Here is an 18,173-nt window from a genome sequence, read left to right on the forward strand (position 1 = left end):
AGCGGCTCAGCCCATGCGTTCGGAGACATAGGAACCCGGCGATGGCGGGAAGACGATCGTCTTGTTGCCGTTCACGAAAACCCGGCCGTGGATATGGGCATGAATGGCGCGCGCCAAGACCTGGCTCTCCACGTCGCGGCCGAGGCTGACATAGTCGTCGGCGCTCTGCGCATGGGTGACGCGAACGGTGTCCTGCTCGATGATCGGGCCTTCGTCGAGATCGGCGGTCACGTAGTGGGATGTCGCGCCGATGAGTTTGACGCCGCGCTCGAAGGCCTGCTTGTAGGGATTGGCGCCCTTGAACGAGGGCAGAAAGGAGTGGTGGATATTGATGATGCGGCCGGACATCCTGCGGCACATCTCGTCGGACAGGACCTGCATGTAGCGCGCGAGCACGATGAGCTCGGCGCCGGATTCTTCGACGATCCGCATCTGTTCGGCTTCGGCCGCAGGCTTGTCGTCCTTCGTCACCTTGATGCAGTGGAATGGAATGTCGTGGTTCACCACGAGCTTCTGATAGTCCGTATGGTTGGAGATGACGCCGACGATGTCGATCGGCAGTGCGCCGATGCGCCAGCGATAGAGCAGGTCGTTCAGGCAATGGCCGAAGCGCGAAACCATCAGCACGACTTTGCGCTTGGCCGTCTCGTCGAAGAATTCGGCTTCGGCCTCATATCTTTCGATGATCTCCGCGAAACCCTCGCGCAGTTGCGAGAGGGTGCGGCCCTCTTCTGAATGGAAGCTGACGCGCATGAAATACCGACCGGTGCTCTTGTCGTCGAACTGGGCGCTGTCGGAGATGTTGCAGCCGCTCGTGGAAAGGTAATTGGCGATCGCTGCCGTCACGCCCCGGATCGAAGGGCAGGCGACGCGAAGCGCATATCGGTGTGTGGACATGGCGACAATTCCTCTGTCTGCACCGATCAATCGGCGCTGATAGCGTTCAGGCGGCAGAAGGCCGTCAGGGTGTTGGAGAGCAGGCAGGCGATCGTCATGGGGCCGACGCCGCCGGGCACGGGCGTGATCGCGGCCGCGTGGCCGGCCTCCTCGAAGGCGACGTCGCCGACGATGCGCGATTTGCCGTCCACCTCGATGCGGTTGATGCCGACATCGATGACCACGGCACCGGGCTTGATCCAGTCGCCGCGAACCAATCCGGGGCGCCCCACCGCGACGACCAGGATATCGGCCGCACGGCAGAGCTCCGGCGTGTTTTTTGTGCGCGAATGGGCGATCGTCACGGTGCAGTTTTCCGCAAGCAGAAGCTGCGCCATGGGCTTGCCGACGATGTTGGACTTGCCGATGACCACGGCGTGCAGGCCGGATAGGCTTTGGCCGAGCCGATCCTTCAGCAGCATCAGGCAGCCGAGCGGGGTGCAGGGCACCAGCGCCGGCTGACCGGTCGAGAGACGGCCGGCATTTGAAATGTGGAAGCCGTCAACGTCCTTGTCGGGGTTGATTTCCTGGATGACCGCGGCCGCATCGAGATGGGCCGGCAGCGGCAGTTGGACCAGGATGCCGTGCACGTCCGGATCGACATTGAGCCTGCCAATCAACGCCATCAGCTCGGCCTGTCCGGTGTCGGTGGCAAGCTCGTATTTGAACGAATGCATGCCCGCGGCCACCGTCTGGCGGTGCTTCGCGCCGACATAGACGGCGCTCGCAGGATCGGTGCCGACGAGCACGACGGCGAGCCCCGGAACCTTGCCGGTCTTCTGCTTGGCGCTTTCCACTCTGAGCTTGATGTCTTCGAGCAGGCCGGCAGCGAACCGTTTGCCATCGATGACGGCGCTGCCGGCGATCCTGTCCATTCCCATCGTTGTTCCCCGATGATCAGTGGGCGTAGACCGGGAAGGCCCGGGTCAGGTCTGCGACCTTCGCCCTGGCTCCGGGCACGATGTCGTCGGCGTTGCCGGCCGCTTCCGCCTCGATGAGGTCGGCGATGATGGTGCCGAGCGTGCGCAGCTCGTCTTCCTTCATGCCGCGCGTGGTGGCGGCGGAGACGCCGAGGCGCATGCCGACCCATTCGGGCGGGCGCGGGCTGTCGTTCGGGATCGGGTTCTTGTTCGCTGTGATGTTGGCGCGCGCGAGCAGATCCTCCGCCTGCTTCCCGTTGAGCCCCTTGCTCGACAGGTCGACCAGGACGATATGCGTGTCGGTTCCGCCGGAGACAATGCGGATGCCGCGCTCGATCAGGGTTTCGGCAAGCGCGCGCGCATTGGCCTTCACCTGATGGGCATAGACTTTGAAATCGTCGCGCAGCGCTTCACCGAGGCAGATCGCCTTGGCAGCGAGCACATTGCTGTGCAGCGAGCCCTGGACACCGGGAAACACCGCGGCCTGCAGCTTCTTGAACCAGTCCGGGTTGTTGGTGAGGATCAGGCCGCCGCGCGGGCCGCGCAAGGTCTTGGTCGTCGTGCAGGTGACGATGTCGGCATGGGGGAACGGCGAGGGATGCGCGCCGCCGGCGACGAGGCCGGCGATATGCGCCATATCGACGAGGAACCAGGCGCCAACCTTCCTGGCGATCCGGCCCATGCGCTCGAAATCCAGTTCACGCGGATAGGCCGAGCCGCCGGTGATGAGAAGGGTGGGGCGGACTTCCTGGGCAATGCGCTCCAGCGCGTCGTAGTCGATGACTTCGGTCTGCGGGTCGACATTGTAATTGTGCGATTCGAACCAGCGGCCGGAGAGGTTGCCCTTCATGCCGTGCGACAGGTGGCCGCCGGCAGCGAGATCGAGCGAGAGAACCTTGTCGCCCGGCTTCAGCAGCAGGAAGAAGACGGCGAGGTTTGCCTGCGTGCCGGAGTGGGGCTGCACATTGGCGTAAGCGCAGCCGAACAGTTCCTTCGCGCGGTCGATCGCCGCCTGCTCGACGACATCGACGAACTGGCCGCCGCCGTGGAAGCGGTTGCCCGGATAGCCTTCCAGCGTCTTGTTGGTCATTTCATGCGCCAGCGCGTCGAGCACGGCGCGGCTGACGATGTTTTCCGACGCGATGAGTTCGATCTGGTCCTGCTGGCGCTTTCGCTCGTTGTCGAGCGCCTCGGCCACGAGGGGATCGCGCTCGTGAACCGAGGCGTTGAAATAGGCTTGTGTCTGTTCGGTCATGACCTGTCTCCGGGCGAATACCGCTGTCTTGGGTTCGCCGGAAAGCTAGTCGGGCGCTCATTCCAGAAAAAGTTAATAATATTTGCACATACGTTCTGATTTGCTAATCATTCAATCTCACGTCAGGGAGACGAATGATGGACCTTGCCCGGTTGCGCGCACTCAGAGAATTGTCGATCCGCAAGACGATGGCCGCCGTCGCCGAAGCGCTCTATGTCTCGCCCTCGGCCGTGTCGCAGCAGATTGCGCTGCTCGAACAGGAGGTCGGCATCGACCTGATCGAGCGCCGCGGGCGCGGTGTCGAGCTGACGCCCGCCGGCAAGCAGCTTGTCGAGCGGGCCGAGCGTATCCTGATCGAGCTGGAATCGGCGCGTGCCGATATTGCGGAGCTGAAGAAGGTTATTGCCGGCGAGTTGCGGGTTGCCGCCTTTCCCTCCATCGCAGCGGCGCTGGTGGCGGGCGCGATACAGGACCTGCACCGTCTCCATCCCCGCCTGACCGTGCAGTTCGATGAAATGGAGCCCGCGGAAAGCTTGGCCGCGCTTCGCAGCTGGCAGACCGATCTCGCTTTCATCGACGATCTCAACGTGCCCCCCGGCGCGCTGGACCCCAACATCGAAACGATCCCGCTGATGGAGGACGTCTTCAACGTCATGGTCTCCCAGACGCACCCGCTCGCCAACCAGCCGACCGTCATGCTGCATCAATTGCGGGACGAGCGCTGGGCACTCGACACGGCGTCGTCGACCTACAACCGGATGATTTCCGATGCCTGCCAGGAGGCGGGTTTCACGCCGAACATCGTGGCGCGCTGCAAGGGTTTTGAGGTGACGATCGCGCTCATTCGCGAGGGATACGGCATCTCGATCCTGCCCGGTCTGCGGGCAAGCTACGACCTGGAGGACGTCTGGGTCTGCAAGGTGGTGCCGGAAATCCGGCGCAAGATCTCTCTCGCCTTCCGGAAGGGCGAGAAGAAAAGTCCGGCCGTGCAGGCCTTCATCGCCGAGGTCAACCAGCGGGTCGGCGGGCGCCGCCGGTCGACTTCCAACCCGGGAGAGGCGTCGAAAGGAGAGGGCGGTTGACGGCGCCAAGCGTGAACAAATCAACAGTTTTTCTAAGTGGTATGTAAAGTAGAATTAAGTAGACCTGTATAAACACCCCTCCTATCGTTCCCCTGTCGATTGATATGGGCCGCGCATCGGATAGCCGCAGCGACCTTAGCCCAACGACGGAACATCAGCTTCAGAACGGCAAGAGCCGCTGTTGCCCTATCGCCCAAGCACGTCTCGGCAACACCGGCTGTCCTGCGCGTTCACGCAGGCCAACTCGCGATAGAACAGGGGAATACAATGAATTTCAAACACATACTGATGGCCTGCACCTTTGCCGGCGCAGCCCTCATGGCGAGCCACGCCTTGGCCTCTGTGCTCGATACCGTCAAGCAGCGCGGGACGCTGAATTGCGGCACCGACAACACGGCGCCCGGCTTCGGCTACCTCAACACCACGACGGGCCAGATGGAAGGGCTCGACGTCGATTTCTGCAAGGCGATCGCCGCCGCCGTTCTCGGCGACGCGTCCAAGGTCAAGTTCGTCACCGTGACGGACAAGAGCCGCTTCGACGCAGTCCTCACCAACCAGGTCGATGTCGTCTTCGCCCACACGACCATCAAACCCGCCCGCGAATCCTCGATCGCCATCGATTTCCTGCCGATCAATTTCTACGACGGCACCGGCGTCATGGTGAAGACGGAGTCGGGCGTTGCTAAGTTCGATGACCTCGACGGCGCCACCTTCTGCACGACGCAGGGCTCGGTGACCGAGACGGTGCTGACCAGCGCCTTCAAGGCGCGCGGCTGGACGGCCTCCAAGGTGCTGACCTACGAGAACCTCGAAAAGCTTTTCGCGGCGCTGAATTCCGGCCGCTGCAACGCCATGAGCACCGACAAGTCGGCGCTCGCCGCCTGGGCCGGCAACTCGCCCAAGCCCGCCGATTACCTGATCCTGCCCGATACGCTCGACAAGTCGCCCTTCGGCGGGTTCGTCGTGGCGAATGATTCCAAGTGGCGCAATGCGCTGCGCTGGACGTCCTACGGCCTGTTCCAGGCGGAAGAATCCGGGATTTCGCAGGCCAATCTCGATGAGAAGCTGAAGAGCGAGGACCCCTTCGTCCAGAAATTCCTCGGAGTGGGCGGCGGTTACGGCAAGGATTTCGGCCTACACGACGACTTCGTGGCGCAGGCGATCAAGGCCGTCGGAAACTACGGCGACATCTACGCGCGCAATCTCGGCCCGGACACCAAGATGTTCCTCGACCGCAAGGGCACGCCGAACGCGCTCTGGACCGAGGGCGGCGCCATCTATTCGCCCCTCTGGAACTGATCCCTCTGCCGCGTGAGCCGAGGCGGAGCCTCTCTGCCTCGGCTTACTTTCGAGCGTCTGGAACTGCGATATGACCTTGGAACACACGAACGCGACCGGCCTGACGGTCGAGCGTGACCTCACGGCCGCGCGCCGGCGGCGCAACCGGATCCGGTATCACGCCATACAGCTTGCCGTGGTTGCTGCGGCACTGGCCCTGGTCGTGCTCTTCGCCGTCGCGGTCAAGGAGGGGCTGGCGCGGCATGGCATCAAATTCAGTTTCTCGTTCCTCTGGGATGCGGCTGGCTTCGACATCAGCGAGGGCAAGACCTTCGTCTTCGATAGCGGGTTCTGGCTTGGTTTCAGCGATTTCACATCGGACCGCTCGATCGCCCAGGCCTTCGTCGCGGGCATCGTGAACACGATCAAGGACGCGGTGCTTGCGATCGTGCTCAGCACGGTGCTCGGAACCCTGCTCGGCGTCGGCCGTCTTTCGACCAATTGGGTGGTTCGCAACCTCTCCTTCTGGTGCGTCGAGTTCGTTCGCAACACGCCGCTCCTCATCCAGCTCGTCTTCTGGTATTTCGCCGTCGTCCTGCATTTCCCGCCGATCGCCGCCGCCGCGAAATTCTACGGCGTCATCATCAGCCAGCAGGGCCTCTATGTCCCGGCGCTCACATGGCAGGGCGAGGGCTCTGCGATGGCGATGGCGCTCGCAAGCGCCTGCTGGGTCGCCGTGCTCGGGCTGATTTTCGACAGGCACAGGACGACCCGCTGGATTTGTCTCGGCGCGCTCGTCGCACTGCCGTCCCTGATGCTCGCCACCGGCATCCTGGCGCTGGACTTCCCCGTCGCCTCGAAATTCCAGGCGAGCGGCGGCACGAGCATCAGCCCGGAAATGGCGGCGCTGCTTCTGGCGATCGTTTTCAACAGCGCGTCCTATATCGCCGAGATCGTGCGCGGCTCCATCGATGCCCTGCCGAAAGGCCAATGGGAGGCGGCGGCCTCTCTCGGCCTTGGCCGGCGCGATACCGTCAACGACATCATCCTCCCGCAGGTCTTCCGGGTCGTGCTGCCGTCCTTCGGCAACCAGTATATCAGCCTCACGAAGAACACGGCGCTCGGCATCGCGATCGGCTATCCGGAACTGTTCAACATCTACGGCACCATCGCCAACCAGACGGGCCACAGTCTCGAAGGCATCGTCATCGTCATGGTGTCCTACCTGATCCTAAGCTGGATCATCAGCGCGGCCGTCAGCTGGGCCGACCGCCGCCTGAGCAATCCCGGAGCAATGCGATGATCGCACGATCCCTGACATGGTCCCGCCACAACCTTTTCGGCAAGCCTTTCGATGTCCTGCTGTCCCTCACGGTCATTCCTGGCACTCTCTGGCTGATCTACCAGGCCTTCGCCTGGGCACTGGCGACAGCACGATGGGACATCATTCCGCAGAGCCTTCGTGTCCTGATGATCGGGATTTTCCCGGCGGACCAGGCCTGGCGTTCCTGGGTGGCAGTCGCCATCATCGCAGCGCTTCTGGGGGCGGCTCTCGGATGCGTCTTCGCCTTCAGGACTCGCCACGCCGGGTTCCTGGCGCTGGTTCTCGCCTTTCTGGTGTCGATGACGGGCTTCAGCAACCTTGTCACGCTCGCCGTGCTTCTGGCTATCTTCGCCGGTGCGTGGAGCCTGACCTCTCATGCGCCGATGTCGCGCAAGGTGCTGATACCGGCGAGTTTTACCGGGCTGATCGCCATCTTCGCGGTCATGTCGCCGCCCGGTGCCGGCCTCTGGGGCGGCCTGCTGCTCAGCGTCCTGCTCACCCTGGTGACCGCAGTCCTGTCCCTGCCCATCGGCATCCTGCTCGCCTTCGGACGGCGCAGCCGCTTCTCCAGCCTTCGCATGATCTCTACGGCCTATATCGAGGTGATGCGCTCGGTCCCGCTGATCCTGGTCGTCTACTGGATCTGGATTCTGATGCCGGTGCTGACGCCCGAGCTCAACCTGGCGGATGTCGTGCGCGGCATGGTCGGCTTCACGCTGTTCTATTCCGCCTACGTGGCCGAATATGTGCGCAGCGGCTTACAGGCCGTGCCGCGCGGCCAGACCGAAGCCGCCCGTTCGCTCGGCATGAGCGAATTCGACATCAGCCGGTCGATCGTCCTGCCGCAGGCGCTGCGCGTCGTAGTGCCGCCACTCGTCGGCAATGTGCTCGATATCTTCAACGCCGCGCCGCTGGTCTTCATCATCGGGCTCACGGATTTCCTGCGCGCCGGTCAGATGATCCTCGCCAATCCGCAATATGGCGACCGCACCTACGAAGTCTATTCATTCCTGTTCTTCACCTATTTCCTCGTCGGTTCGCTCATCACCTTCGTCGCCCGCAAGCTTGAGGCCCATCTCGCCCGGGGCAGCCGATGACCGACGCCAATCCTTCAGGAGCCGCTCCGATGAACACCATCGTCGACATGAAAAGCCTCAACAAATTCTACGGCAGCCATCACGTTCTGAAGAACGTCGACCTTTCGGTGTCGCGCGGCGAGGTGGTGGTGGTGATCGGCGCGAGTGGGTCTGGCAAATCTACGCTGATCCGCTGCGTCAACGGGCTGGAAATGTACCAGAACGGCAGCCTGCTGGTCGACGGCTACCAGATGCCGGTCGAGGAGGACCGGTTGTTGGGCGGCGAGAAGGAGCTTGTCGCCATCCGTAAGGGCGTCGGCATGGTTTTCCAGCAATTCAACCTGTTCCCGCACAAGACGGTGGTGGAAAACATCACCATCGCGCCGATGCGCGTGCGAAAAAAATCGAGGGACGAAGCCGAGGTGACGGCGCTCAAGCTCCTGGAGCGCGTCGGTCTCAAGGCGCATGCCTACAAATATCCGGGTCAGCTTTCCGGCGGCCAGCAGCAGCGCGTCGCCATCGCTCGCTCGCTCGCCATGGAGCCGCACCTCATGCTCTTCGACGAACCGACCTCCGCGCTCGACCCCGAAATGATCGGCGAAGTGCTCGACGTCATGCGCGAACTCGCCGCTGATGGCATGACGATGATGATCGTCACCCACGAAATGGGTTTCGCCCGCGAGGTCGCCGACCGCATCGTCTATATCGACCAGGGCGCGATCCTCGAAATCGGCAAGCCGGACGACTTCTTCGACAACCCAAAGAACGACCGCGCCCGCTCGTTCCTCGCACGCGTGCTGAAGCATTGAGGCGCTATGACACGGCATATTGCAAGCCGCTCTCTTCGCAGCTATACGGGCAAAGAAAATTAGCGATAAAAGGCAAGCTTGCCAAAGTTGTAAAGAGTGGAAATTACCGTTAGAGTTCAACGGTATGTGTGATTTCGGATCTTTCCACTTCGGCCATCTTCGGCGGGCGTTTCGATTGCAAATGCGCCACCGGTCATTCCCCCTTTACGGAATCTGGGTTATGCATGCTCGAACGCGCGCCGGCGGAACGGCGTGCTTGTCTGCGAGAATTCTGGAGCCGCTTCGATGACCGCGAAGATCTATCGTCCTGCCAAGACCGCCATGCAATCCGGCAAGGCCAAGACCCATCTCTGGGTTTTGGAATTTGATGCGGAAAAGCCGCGGACGATCGACCCGATCATGGGCTATACGAGCTCGGGCGACATGTACCAGCAGGTCAAGCTCACCTTCGAGACGAGCGAAGAGGCGATTGCTTACGCGGAACGCAACGGCATCGAATACCGCATGATCGAGCCGAAGGAAGCGACCCGCAAGCGCGTCGCCTATCCGGATAACTTCCGCTTCAACCGCATGCAGCCCTGGACCCACTGAGGTTCTACTGGCGCCACCAGTCCCGGCCCCTTAGCTCAGCTGGATAGAGCATCTGCCTTCTAAGCAGAATGTCGCAGGTTCGAGCCCTGCAGGGGTCGCCAAGCTTTTTCACATGAAAAAGGGCAGCTCGAGAGCTGCCCTTTTGTTTGGGAACAACAACCTATTACGAATAGGGCGAAACGCACTGCTGGCGAGGGCCGCCGTAGGGCTGAAACGTGTTGTCGTAAGAGCGGTAAGAGCGGTAGCGGTTGGCGCACCAGCTCGTGTGCGATCCGCTGCCGGCCTGCGGCTGGTTGGAAATCGCACCACCGATGATGGCACCGGCACCGAAGGCCGCAAGCGGATACCACCAGCCGTCGGAATGACGACGATAGCCTGCGCGGCGTTCACGATAGCCACGGTGGCCGTGCCAGCGGCGTTCCGCACGGCGTTCATAGCGGTCGCGGCGGCGCTCATAGCGATACTGAACCTGTTCGACATTCGAGGCTTCCGGAACCGGAACCCTCGCGAATGTCACGGCCTGGGCCGGGACGATGGAGGTCAGCGCAATGGCGATGGACAATGCGCCCGCGGCAAAACCGGTCTTGAGCTTCAACATGATAAAACCTTTCGTGCTTGATCGGCAGAAGAACGCGGCACTGCCGTGGTTGTTCCCCGCGATCTCGAAAGGGCGTGTCTCAGAGGCAAAAAAAACGGGTTGGTCCGCCTGTTCGGCTCGCCAACCCGTTCCGGTAAAACGCGGATCAGGGTGTTCGGGGTTACAGGGGCTCTCACCACAATCCGGCTGCATCTCCAGATCTCCTGTAAGGCGGATCATGCCCGAATGCGCTTTTCTCGATTGACATAACCCGCATCTTTTTTGACAATTTCCACATGCGTAAAAAAGAGCTGCGGCAGGGGCCGCTCGAGGTGACGATCGTCCTTCTGCCCGAGTCGTCGATCATGTCGCTCGCCTCGGTGCTCGACCCGATGCGCGCGGCAAACCGCGTTGTGCCGGAGCAGGTGTTCCGCTGGACGATCCTGTCGCCGCAGGGCAGGCCGGTCCTGTTGACCTGCGGCGTGGAGATCCGGGTGGATGGGGATTTTGCCGATGTCACCAGCGGCGATGCACTGCTGCTGATTGCCGGCTTCAACCAGGATCGCCATGCCGACCGTAATTTCGTTGCTCGGCTAAAGAAAGTGGCGCGCCGCTTCGGGGTGGTCGCGGGCATCGAATCGGGCTGCTGGCTGCTGGCGCGGTCGGGCCTGCTCGACGGGCGCGATGCGACGGCGCATTGGGAGGAACTGGAGGATTTCGCGGCGGCCTTTCCGGCGCTCAATGTGCGCGCCGACCGCTTTGTCACCGACGGGCCGCTCTGGACGTCCGGCGGCGCCTCGCCGACCTTCGACATGATGCTGCATCTGGTGCGCGAGCGTTTCGGCTCGGCGGTGGCGCTCGATGTGGCGAGCGTCTTCGTCTATGACGAGACCCATGCGGCGACGGATGCCCAGCCGCTCGTCTCGCTCGGACGGCTCGGGGAGCACCAGCCGGAATTGGCGGCCGCCATCCGCCTGATGGAGCGCACGATCGACCGGCCGCTGACGATTGCAGCCCTTGCCCGGCGGCTCGGTTTTTCGACGCGCAAGCTGGAGACGTTGTTTGCGACCGGCCTCGGCATCGGGCCGGGAAAATATTACCTGCGCCTGCGCCTGACGGCGGCGCAGCGGATGGTGCGCGATACGCCGCTGTCGATCCAGGACGTAGCGCTGCGCAGCGGCTTCGACAGTCTCTCCGCCTTTTCGCGCGCCTTTCGAAACCATTTTGGTGCAAGCCCGCTGAAGCTCCGGGCAGAGCTGCGCGTCAAATGAAAAAGGCGGGCTTTTGGCCCGCCTTTTCGCTGTGCCGCCCGGATCCGCCTAGTGCAGGATCTGGCTGAGGAAGAGTTTCGTGCGCTCGTGCTGCGGGTTGTCGAAGAACTCTGCCGGCGAGTTCTGCTCGACGATCTGGCCCTGGTCCATGAAGATGACGCGGTTGGCGACCTGGCGGGCAAAACCCATTTCGTGCGTCACGCACAGCATGGTCATGCCTTCTTCGGCGAGAGACACCATGGTGTCGAGCACTTCCTTGACCATTTCCGGGTCGAGCGCCGAGGTCGGCTCGTCGAACAGCATGATCTTCGGCTTCATGCAGAGCGAGCGGGCGATCGCCACGCGCTGCTGCTGGCCGCCGGAGAGCTGGCCCGGATATTTGTGGGCCTGTTCGGGGATCTTGACGCGCTTGAGGTAGTGCATCGCCACTTCCTCGGCGTCCTTCTTCGGCATCTTGCGCACCCAGATCGGCGCCAGCGTGCAGTTTTCCAGGATCGTCAGGTGCGGGAAGAGGTTGAAGTGCTGGAACACCATGCCGACTTCGCGGCGCACTTCGTCGATCTTCTTGAGGTCGTTGGTGAGCTCGATGCCATCGACGACGATCTGGCCCTTCTGGTGCTCTTCAAGGCGATTGATGCAGCGGATCATCGTCGACTTGCCGGAGCCCGAGGGGCCGGCGATGACGATGCGCTCGCCCTTCATGACCTTGAGATTGACGTCGCGCAGCACGTGGAAATCGCCGTACCACTTGTTCATGTTGGTGATCTCGACGGCGACATCCGTCGTGGAGACCGCCAGCTTTTGCGCCTGGGCTTGGTTGGCCATTCTTGTTTCCTCTCTTTTATCGTTTGTGGCCCTTGTCGAGCCGGCGTTCCACGAAGGCCGAATAGCGCGACATGCCGAAGCAGAAAATCCAGAACACGAAACCGGCGAAGATCAGGCCCGTCAGCGGCGTGACCGGCGTGATCCAGGCCGAATCCCCAAAACTTGCCTTCACGATGCCGAGCAGATCGTACATCGAAATGATCGTGACGAGGGAGGTATCCTTGAACATGCCGATGAAGGTGTTCACGATGCCGGGGATCACGAGCTTGATGGCCTGCGGAAGCACGACGAAGGTCATTTTGTGGAAGTAGTTTAGACCAAGAGCGTCGGCCGCTTCATATTGCCCTTTTGGAATGGCTTGGAGACCGCCGCGAATAACCTCCGCCATATAGGCGGACGCGAAGATCGAAACGCCGATCAGCGCGCGCAGGAACTTGTCGATGTTGTTGCCGGGTTCGAGGAACAGCGGCAGCAGAACGCTCGCCATGAAAAGGACCGTGATCAGCGGGACGCCGCGGATCAACTCGATGAAGACGACGCAGGCGGTCTTCAGCACCGGCATGGTCGAACGGCGGCCGAGTGCCAGCAGGATACCGGCCGGCAGCGAGACGACGATGCCGACGAAGGAGATGATGAGCGTCACCATCAGCCCGCCCCAGAGCGAGGTCTCGACGTGCCGCAGGCCGAACACGCCGCCGAGCAGCAGGAAGAAGGCGACGACCGGCAGCACGATCAGCAGCAGGAGAGCGTTCAGGCCCTTGCGCGGCACCTTCGGGATCAGGAAGGGGATGAGCAGGCCGACGAACATGACGACCACCAAGAGCGGCCGCCAGAGTTCGTCGCGCGGATAGGAACCGAACATGAACTGGACGAAGCGGTCGCCGACATAGGCCCAGCAGGCGCCGTTCCAGCCGGCCGGAAGCTGGCCGCCCTGATCGACGGTCAGGCAGGCCGTGCGGTCTGCGCCGGTCCACACGGCCGACACGAACAGCCAGTTGAGGAGGCCCGGTATGAAGTAGAGGATCGCCGCCAGCGCGACGAGGGACAGGATGCTGTCCTTCCACGAGGCGAAGAGGTTCTTGCGGACCCAGCCGATGGCGGAGGAATCCGACATCGGCGCCTTCTCCGGCTCAAGGAACTGGCTGCGGACGTAGGTAATGCTTTCAGCCATATCAGCGCTCCACCAATGCCATCTTGGCGTTGAACCAGTTCATGAACAGCGAGGTGATGAGGCTGATCGAAACGTAGATCAGCATCCAGATCGAGATGATCTCGATCGACTTGCCCGACTGGTTGAGGATGGTGCCGCCGACCGCGACGAGATCGGCATAACCGACGGCCACCGCGAGCGAGGAGTTCTTGATGAGGTTGAGGTACTGCGAGGTGAGCGGTGGAATGATGATGCGCAGCGCCTGCGGCAGCACGACGAGGCGCGTCGCCTGGCCGGGGCGCAGCCCCAGCGCATAGGAGGCTTCCGACTGGCCCTTCGAGACGCCGCGGATGCCGGCGCGCACGATCTCGGCAATGAACGAGGCCGTGTAGAGCGACAATGCGAGGTAGAGCGCCAGGAATTCCGGTCCGATCACCATGCCGCCGTTCATGTTGAACGAGCCCGGCACCGCGTAGTCGAGCGAAAGCGGGCTGCCCATCACGATGAAGACGAGGAGCGGGAACAGCACGATCAGGCCGAGATTGATCCAGAGCACTGGAGGGCGGATGCCCGTGGCGCGCTGGCGGGCATTGGCCCAGACCGTGAAGGCGATCGCCGCGACGACCCCGATCAGGAAGGCGACCAGAACCACGCCAAAACCCTCGCCGAAGACCGGCGCCGGCATGTAGATGCCGCGGTTCGAGATGAAGAAGATCGCGTCCGGATTGTCCTTCACATGCTGGAAGATGGTGCGGATCGACGGCAGCAGGGCGAGAACGCCGAGATACCAGAAGAAGATGACGAGCAGCGGCGGAATATTGCGGAAGATCTCCACATAGATCGTGCACAGCCGGGCGATCAGCCAATTGTGCGACAGGCGCCCGATGCCGACAAGCAGGCCGACGATCGTCGCAGTGACGATACCGGCGGCTGCGACCACGAGCGTGTTGATGAGACCGACCTGAAGGGCGCGGAAATAGGTCGAGTCGCTGCTATAGGCGATCAACGACTGCGCGACGTCGAAGCCGGCGCGGCTGTTCAGAAAGCCGAAGCCCGCCGACATGTTGGCGCGGGCAAGGTTCTGGACGACGTTGTTCCACGCATACCAGACGGCGGAGACGATCACGATGATCGTCACGACCTGGTAGACAGTGCTTCTCAGCGCCGGATTGTAGAGAAGAGATACCTTCGGCGGTTCGCCGGACCCTGTTCGGGCATCCGCAAGAGCCATGCATTTCCCCTGACATTGTTGTCGCCCTGTTTTCCGGGCGTTTTGTTTGAAAGGGAGGGCAATCGCTTGCCCTCCCGGAGTGGTGCGGATGATCGCTTAGCGAACCGGCGGTGCGTACTGCAGGCCGCCCTTCGTCCACAGGCCGTTCAGGCCGCGGGCGATCTTGAGCGGGGAACCTTCGCCGACATTGCGCTCGAAGGATTCGCCGTAGTTGCCGACCGCCTTGATGATCTGCACGGCCCAGTCCTTCGGCACGCCGAGGTCGGCGCCGATGGTGCTGTCAGCTTCTTCGCCGAGGAAGCGCTTAATGTCCGGGTTGGCTGACTTCTTCATCTCTTCGACATTCGCCTGGGTGATGCCGAATTCTTCGGCGGCAACCATCGCGTAGTGCGACCAGGTCACGATGTCGAACCACTTGGAGTCGTTCTGGCGAACGGCCGGGCCGAGCGGCTCCTTGGAGATGATTTCCGGCAGAACCATATGGTCGTCCGGGTTGGCCATCTTCAGGCGGATCGAGTAGAGGCCCGAGGCGTCCGTCGTGTAGACGTCGCAACGGCCGGCATTGTAGGCGGCGTCGGCTTCATCCTGCGCTTCGAAGACGACCGGCTTGAAGTCCATGTTGTTCGAGCGGAAGAAGTCGGCGAGGTTGAGTTCGGTCGTCGTGCCGGACTGCACGCAGACGGAGGCGCCGGACAGTTCGAGCGCCGACTTCACGCCGAGCTCCTTCTTCACCATGAAGCCCTGGCCGTCATAATAGTTGACGGCGCGGAAATCGAAGCCGAGCTGCGAATCGCGGCTGATGCTCCAGGTGGTGTTGCGGGCGAGAATGTCGATTTCGCCGGACTGCAGGGCCGGGAAGCGGTCCTTGGCCGAGAGCGGCGTGTATTTCACCTTGGTGGCGTCGCCAAAGACGGCAGCGGCCACGGCCTTGCACAGGTCGATGTCGAGACCGGACCAGTTGCCGGCCGAATCCTGTGCGCCGAAACCGGCGAGGTTCGAGCCGTTCACGCCGCACTGCACGAAGCCCTTTGCCTTCACGTCAGTCAGCGTGTCCGCCTGTGCTGCATGTGCGCCAAGCCCCAGTACGGCAGCGCCGACGAGCGCAGCCATGATTTTTTTTGCCATTTTTTTACAACCTTTTTCTGTTGTCTTTGTTTTGTCCGCAGGCCCCGCACCCCTGACGGGCGCGCCCACGAAAACTCGCCACCCTCCCGGCGCGAGGTTGCTTATCTCATGCTCAAAATTTCGCAGGGTCAAGTGATCCGAACCATTTTCCGTTCGGTAACCTAAATTTGTCGGCAGTTGATGGGTTTTTGGGCAAAAAACCGTGGACTTGTGCAGTAAATCGCACAAAATTTCCGCGCAATGAGGACTTGAAGCGCTTTGGACGCTTGCTCATCCTTTCGTATGGGGGTTGACCTGCCGGTTCCGCTGGCGAAAAGTCGGCCCCACAAAACCCCTCGCATTGCTTCGGACAGATCCATGAAAAACAGAGACGAAATCCTCGCTGGCGCCGGCGTGAACACGCGCCTTGCCCATGCCGGAAACGACCCGGCCGACTACTATGGTTTCGTCAATCCGCCCGTCGTGCATGCCTCGACCGTGCTCTTCCCCGATGCCGCGACGATGGAAAGCCGCGCGCGGAAATACACTTATGGCACGCGGGGCACGCCGACGACGGACGCGCTCTGTGCCGCGATCGACGAGCTGGAAGGTTCGGCCGGCACGATCCTCTTGCCCTCTGGTCTTGCCGCCGTGACCGTGCCGTTCCTGGCCTATCTGTCGTCCGGCGATCATGCGCTGATCGTCGATTCGGTCTATCACCCGACCCGCCATTTCTGCGACACGATGCTGAAACGCCTCGGCGTCACCGTCGAATATTACGATCCGATGATCGGCGCCGGCATCGAGACGCTGATCAGGCCGAACACCAGGCTGGTGCACACCGAGGCGCCGGGCTCCAACACGTTTGAAATGCAGGATATTCCGGCTATTGCCGCCGTTGCCCACAAGCACGGCGCGGTCGTGACCATGGACAATACCTGGGCGACGCCGCTCTATTTCCGCCCGCTGGATTTCGGCGTCGACGTCTCCATCCATGCGGCGACGAAATATCCGGCCGGGCATTCGGACGTGCTGTTCGGCACCGTTTCGGCCAATGCCGCCCATTGGGAGCAACTGCACGACACGCAGATCGCGCTCGGCACCTGTGCCTCGCCGGACGATGCGTATCAGGTGCTGCGCGGCCTGCGCACCATGGGCGTGCGGCTGGAGCGCCACCAGGAAAGCGCCTTGGAACTGGCGCGCTGGCTGGAAGGCGTCGATGATGTGTCGCGCGTGCTGCATCCCGCGCTGCCGAGCTTTCCCGGCCACGACCTCTGGAAGCGCGATTTCAAGGGATCCAGCGGCATTTTCTCGATCGTCCTCAACGGCGGTTCGCCGGATCGTTACAAGGCCAAGGCGCACGCTTTCCTCGATGCACTGGGGATCTTCGGCCTCGGCTATTCCTGGGGCGGTTTTGAATGCCTCGCGGTGCACGTCAATCTCAACGACCGCCGCGTCGCCAAGGCCCCGGAGGACGGCCCGGTGCTGCGCCTCCAGATCGGCCTTGAGGACGTCAAGGACATCAGGGCCGATATCGAGCGCGGGCTTGCCGCGGCGCGGGCGGTTTAACGGTTCAATCCGGCGTGCGGTAGCCGTAGAGCCAGTCGAGATCTGCGGCGAGGCTTTCCGGCCGGCGCAGCGAAAGCACGAGATTGCGGGCGAGGGCGATCGGCCCGCGCGCATGGTAGGCAAAGCGGTTGAAGGCGCCGCGGCTGCGCACGCGGGCGACGCGTTCGCGGCGGGTCGTCTCGAATTGCCGCAGCGCCTGCCCGACGTCGATCGCGCCGGCGAGCCGGTTTGCCAGCAGCGCGGCGTCCTCGATGGCCATTGCCGCACCCTGGGCCGCAAAGGGCGTCATGGCGTGCGCGGCGTCGCCGATCAGCACGGTTTTCCGTCCATCCGTCCAGGCGCCATCCGGGCATTCGAAGAGCGGCCACATCAATGGCTCGCGCGCGTCGTCCAGCAGGCGTCTTATATCCTTGTGCCAGCCGGAAAAGGCGCCGAGCAGGCGCGCTCGCGCGGCGGCATCGCCGGTCCGTGACCAGCCTTCCGGCGGCGCTTCGGCCGATTGGTGAATGGCGACGATGTTGAATGTCCGGGTTTGCGCAAGCGGATAGGCGACGAGGTGGGCCTGCGAGCCAAGGAAGGCGGTCACCGTGCGCGGATTGAGGAAGGGCGGGGCGATAGCATAGGGCACGAGAAAGCGCCAGGCGACATTGCCGGAATAGTGTGCGGGCAGGGCGCCGGGCACCGCCTGCCGCAGGCGCGACCACACGCCGTCCGCGCCGATCAGCACATCTGCCGGTGCGATGGCGAGGGCATCCTGCGCGGTCTCTATCCGCTGGCCCGTCGTGAGCGTGCAGAGCGGCTCGCGGCGCACGGCCTCCAGCAGCACGGCGTGCAGCGAGGCGCGGTGCAGCACGCCGTAGGGCGCGCGCCAGCGGGTGCGCGCCGCCTTGCCGGCGGGAACCGAGGCGAGGGGGGAAAGCGAGCTTCCAGAGGACAGCAGGATGTGGTCGGGCTCGCTCCAGCGGGCGCTGAGCGCGTCCAGCAGGCCGAGATCCGAAAGAATGCGGGAGGCGTTCGGGGAAATTTGCAGGCCGGCGCCGACCTCTTCGAGGGCGGGGGCCTGCTCCAGGATGTGCGAGACGATGCCCTTCTGGGCGAGCGCCAGGGCCGCCGTCAGGCCGGCAATGCCGGCACCGACGATGGTTGCGGATTTTGGAGATGACATGCTGGTGCCG

Annotated in this window: 17 protein-coding genes and 1 tRNA gene; 9 read left to right on the plus strand and 9 right to left on the minus strand. The window is 62.8% G+C overall.

The genetic code is table 11. The annotated features are described in order from the left end of the window. Positions 1-6: 6 nt before the first annotated feature. Genes purU through AC1Q6Z_RS06895 form a run of 3 tightly spaced genes read right to left on the minus strand, consistent with a single transcriptional unit; the run spans position 7 to position 3,111 of the window. On the minus strand, positions 7-897 hold the full coding sequence (gene purU / locus AC1Q6Z_RS06885; RefSeq protein WP_492647160.1) for a formyltetrahydrofolate deformylase: 891 nt from the start codon (positions 895-897) through the stop codon (positions 7-9). Positions 898-923: 26 nt separating this feature from the next. Beyond that, positions 924-1,817, minus strand: coding sequence for a bifunctional methylenetetrahydrofolate dehydrogenase/methenyltetrahydrofolate cyclohydrolase FolD (folD, locus tag AC1Q6Z_RS06890; protein WP_492647161.1), 894 nt, complete (start codon positions 1,815-1,817; stop codon positions 924-926). Between the two features lie 16 nt (positions 1,818-1,833). Beyond that, positions 1,834-3,111 carry a 2-methylserine hydroxymethyltransferase gene (locus AC1Q6Z_RS06895; protein WP_492647162.1) on the minus strand — a complete coding sequence of 426 codons (1,278 nt, stop codon included), beginning with the start codon at positions 3,109-3,111 and terminating at the stop codon, positions 1,834-1,836. Positions 3,112-3,245: 134 nt separating this feature from the next. On the opposite strand from AC1Q6Z_RS06895, the gene AC1Q6Z_RS06900 reads away from it, so the two are divergent. The 7 genes from AC1Q6Z_RS06900 to AC1Q6Z_RS06930 all read left to right on the plus strand — a co-directional run bounded on the left by AC1Q6Z_RS06900 (position 3,246) and on the right by AC1Q6Z_RS06930 (position 9,372). Next, a complete protein-coding gene (locus AC1Q6Z_RS06900; RefSeq protein ID WP_492647163.1) occupies positions 3,246-4,193 on the plus strand; it encodes a LysR family transcriptional regulator in 948 nt (315 codons plus the stop codon). A 267-nt stretch (positions 4,194-4,460) separates the two neighbouring features. Continuing rightward, on the plus strand, positions 4,461-5,492 hold the full coding sequence (locus AC1Q6Z_RS06905; protein ID WP_492647164.1) for a transporter substrate-binding domain-containing protein: 1,032 nt from the start codon (positions 4,461-4,463) through the stop codon (positions 5,490-5,492). A 70-nt stretch (positions 5,493-5,562) separates the two neighbouring features. Beyond that, positions 5,563-6,774 carry an ABC transporter permease subunit gene (locus AC1Q6Z_RS06910; RefSeq protein ID WP_492647165.1) on the plus strand — a complete coding sequence of 404 codons (1,212 nt, stop codon included), beginning with the start codon at positions 5,563-5,565 and terminating at the stop codon, positions 6,772-6,774. Then, a complete protein-coding gene (locus tag AC1Q6Z_RS06915; RefSeq protein ID WP_492647166.1) occupies positions 6,771-7,892 on the plus strand; it encodes an amino acid ABC transporter permease in 1,122 nt (373 codons plus the stop codon). Before AC1Q6Z_RS06910 ends, AC1Q6Z_RS06915 begins: the two co-directional genes overlap by 4 nt. A gap of 29 nt (positions 7,893-7,921) precedes the next feature. Beyond that, positions 7,922-8,680, plus strand: coding sequence for an amino acid ABC transporter ATP-binding protein (locus tag AC1Q6Z_RS06920; protein ID WP_492647167.1), 759 nt, complete (start codon positions 7,922-7,924; stop codon positions 8,678-8,680). 285 nt (positions 8,681-8,965) lie between these two features. Next, complete coding sequence (locus AC1Q6Z_RS06925; RefSeq protein WP_439618454.1) at positions 8,966-9,271, plus strand: ETC complex I subunit; 306 nt, start codon at positions 8,966-8,968, stop codon at positions 9,269-9,271. 24 nt (positions 9,272-9,295) lie between these two features. Then, a tRNA-Arg gene (locus AC1Q6Z_RS06930) sits at positions 9,296-9,372 on the plus strand. Between the two features lie 62 nt (positions 9,373-9,434). Here AC1Q6Z_RS06930 and AC1Q6Z_RS06935 read toward each other — a convergent pair. Beyond that, entirely contained in the window at positions 9,435-9,869 is a 435-nt protein-coding gene (locus tag AC1Q6Z_RS06935) for a BA14K family protein (protein WP_492647264.1), read from the minus strand. Between the two features lie 275 nt (positions 9,870-10,144). On the opposite strand from AC1Q6Z_RS06935, the gene AC1Q6Z_RS06940 reads away from it, so the two are divergent. After that, a complete protein-coding gene (locus AC1Q6Z_RS06940) occupies positions 10,145-11,119 on the plus strand; it encodes a GlxA family transcriptional regulator (protein WP_492647168.1) in 975 nt (324 codons plus the stop codon). Positions 11,120-11,167: 48 nt separating this feature from the next. Here the strand turns inward: AC1Q6Z_RS06940 and AC1Q6Z_RS06945 are convergent, their stop codons facing one another. The 4 genes from AC1Q6Z_RS06945 to AC1Q6Z_RS06960 form a co-directional block, all read right to left on the minus strand. Then, positions 11,168-11,944, minus strand: a complete 777-nt coding sequence (locus AC1Q6Z_RS06945; RefSeq protein ID WP_256116012.1) for an amino acid ABC transporter ATP-binding protein — start codon at positions 11,942-11,944, stop codon at positions 11,168-11,170. Between the two features lie 16 nt (positions 11,945-11,960). Beyond that, entirely contained in the window at positions 11,961-13,115 is a 1,155-nt protein-coding gene (locus tag AC1Q6Z_RS06950; RefSeq protein ID WP_256116011.1) for an amino acid ABC transporter permease, read from the minus strand. Between the two features lies 1 nt (position 13,116). After that, positions 13,117-14,325, minus strand: coding sequence for an amino acid ABC transporter permease (locus tag AC1Q6Z_RS06955; protein WP_492647169.1), 1,209 nt, complete (start codon positions 14,323-14,325; stop codon positions 13,117-13,119). A 96-nt stretch (positions 14,326-14,421) separates the two neighbouring features. Beyond that, entirely contained in the window at positions 14,422-15,450 is a 1,029-nt protein-coding gene (locus AC1Q6Z_RS06960; protein ID WP_492647170.1) for an amino acid ABC transporter substrate-binding protein, read from the minus strand. Between the two features lie 357 nt (positions 15,451-15,807). Between AC1Q6Z_RS06960 and AC1Q6Z_RS06965 the strand changes: the two genes are divergently transcribed. After that, positions 15,808-16,998 (plus strand): cystathionine beta-lyase, encoded by a 1,191-nt coding sequence (locus AC1Q6Z_RS06965; RefSeq protein ID WP_492647171.1) that lies wholly within the window; start codon positions 15,808-15,810, stop codon positions 16,996-16,998. 4 nt (positions 16,999-17,002) lie between these two features. On the opposite strand, the gene AC1Q6Z_RS06970 is transcribed toward AC1Q6Z_RS06965, so the two are convergent. Beyond that, the gene (locus tag AC1Q6Z_RS06970; RefSeq protein ID WP_492647172.1) at positions 17,003-18,163 is read right to left on the minus strand and encodes an FAD-dependent monooxygenase; all 1,161 of its coding nucleotides are present in this window, start codon (positions 18,161-18,163) and stop codon (positions 17,003-17,005) included. Positions 18,164-18,173: the final 10 nt, after the last annotated feature.

It is taken from the genome of Shinella sp. GW835-FHT14H05 (assembly GCF_058793575.1).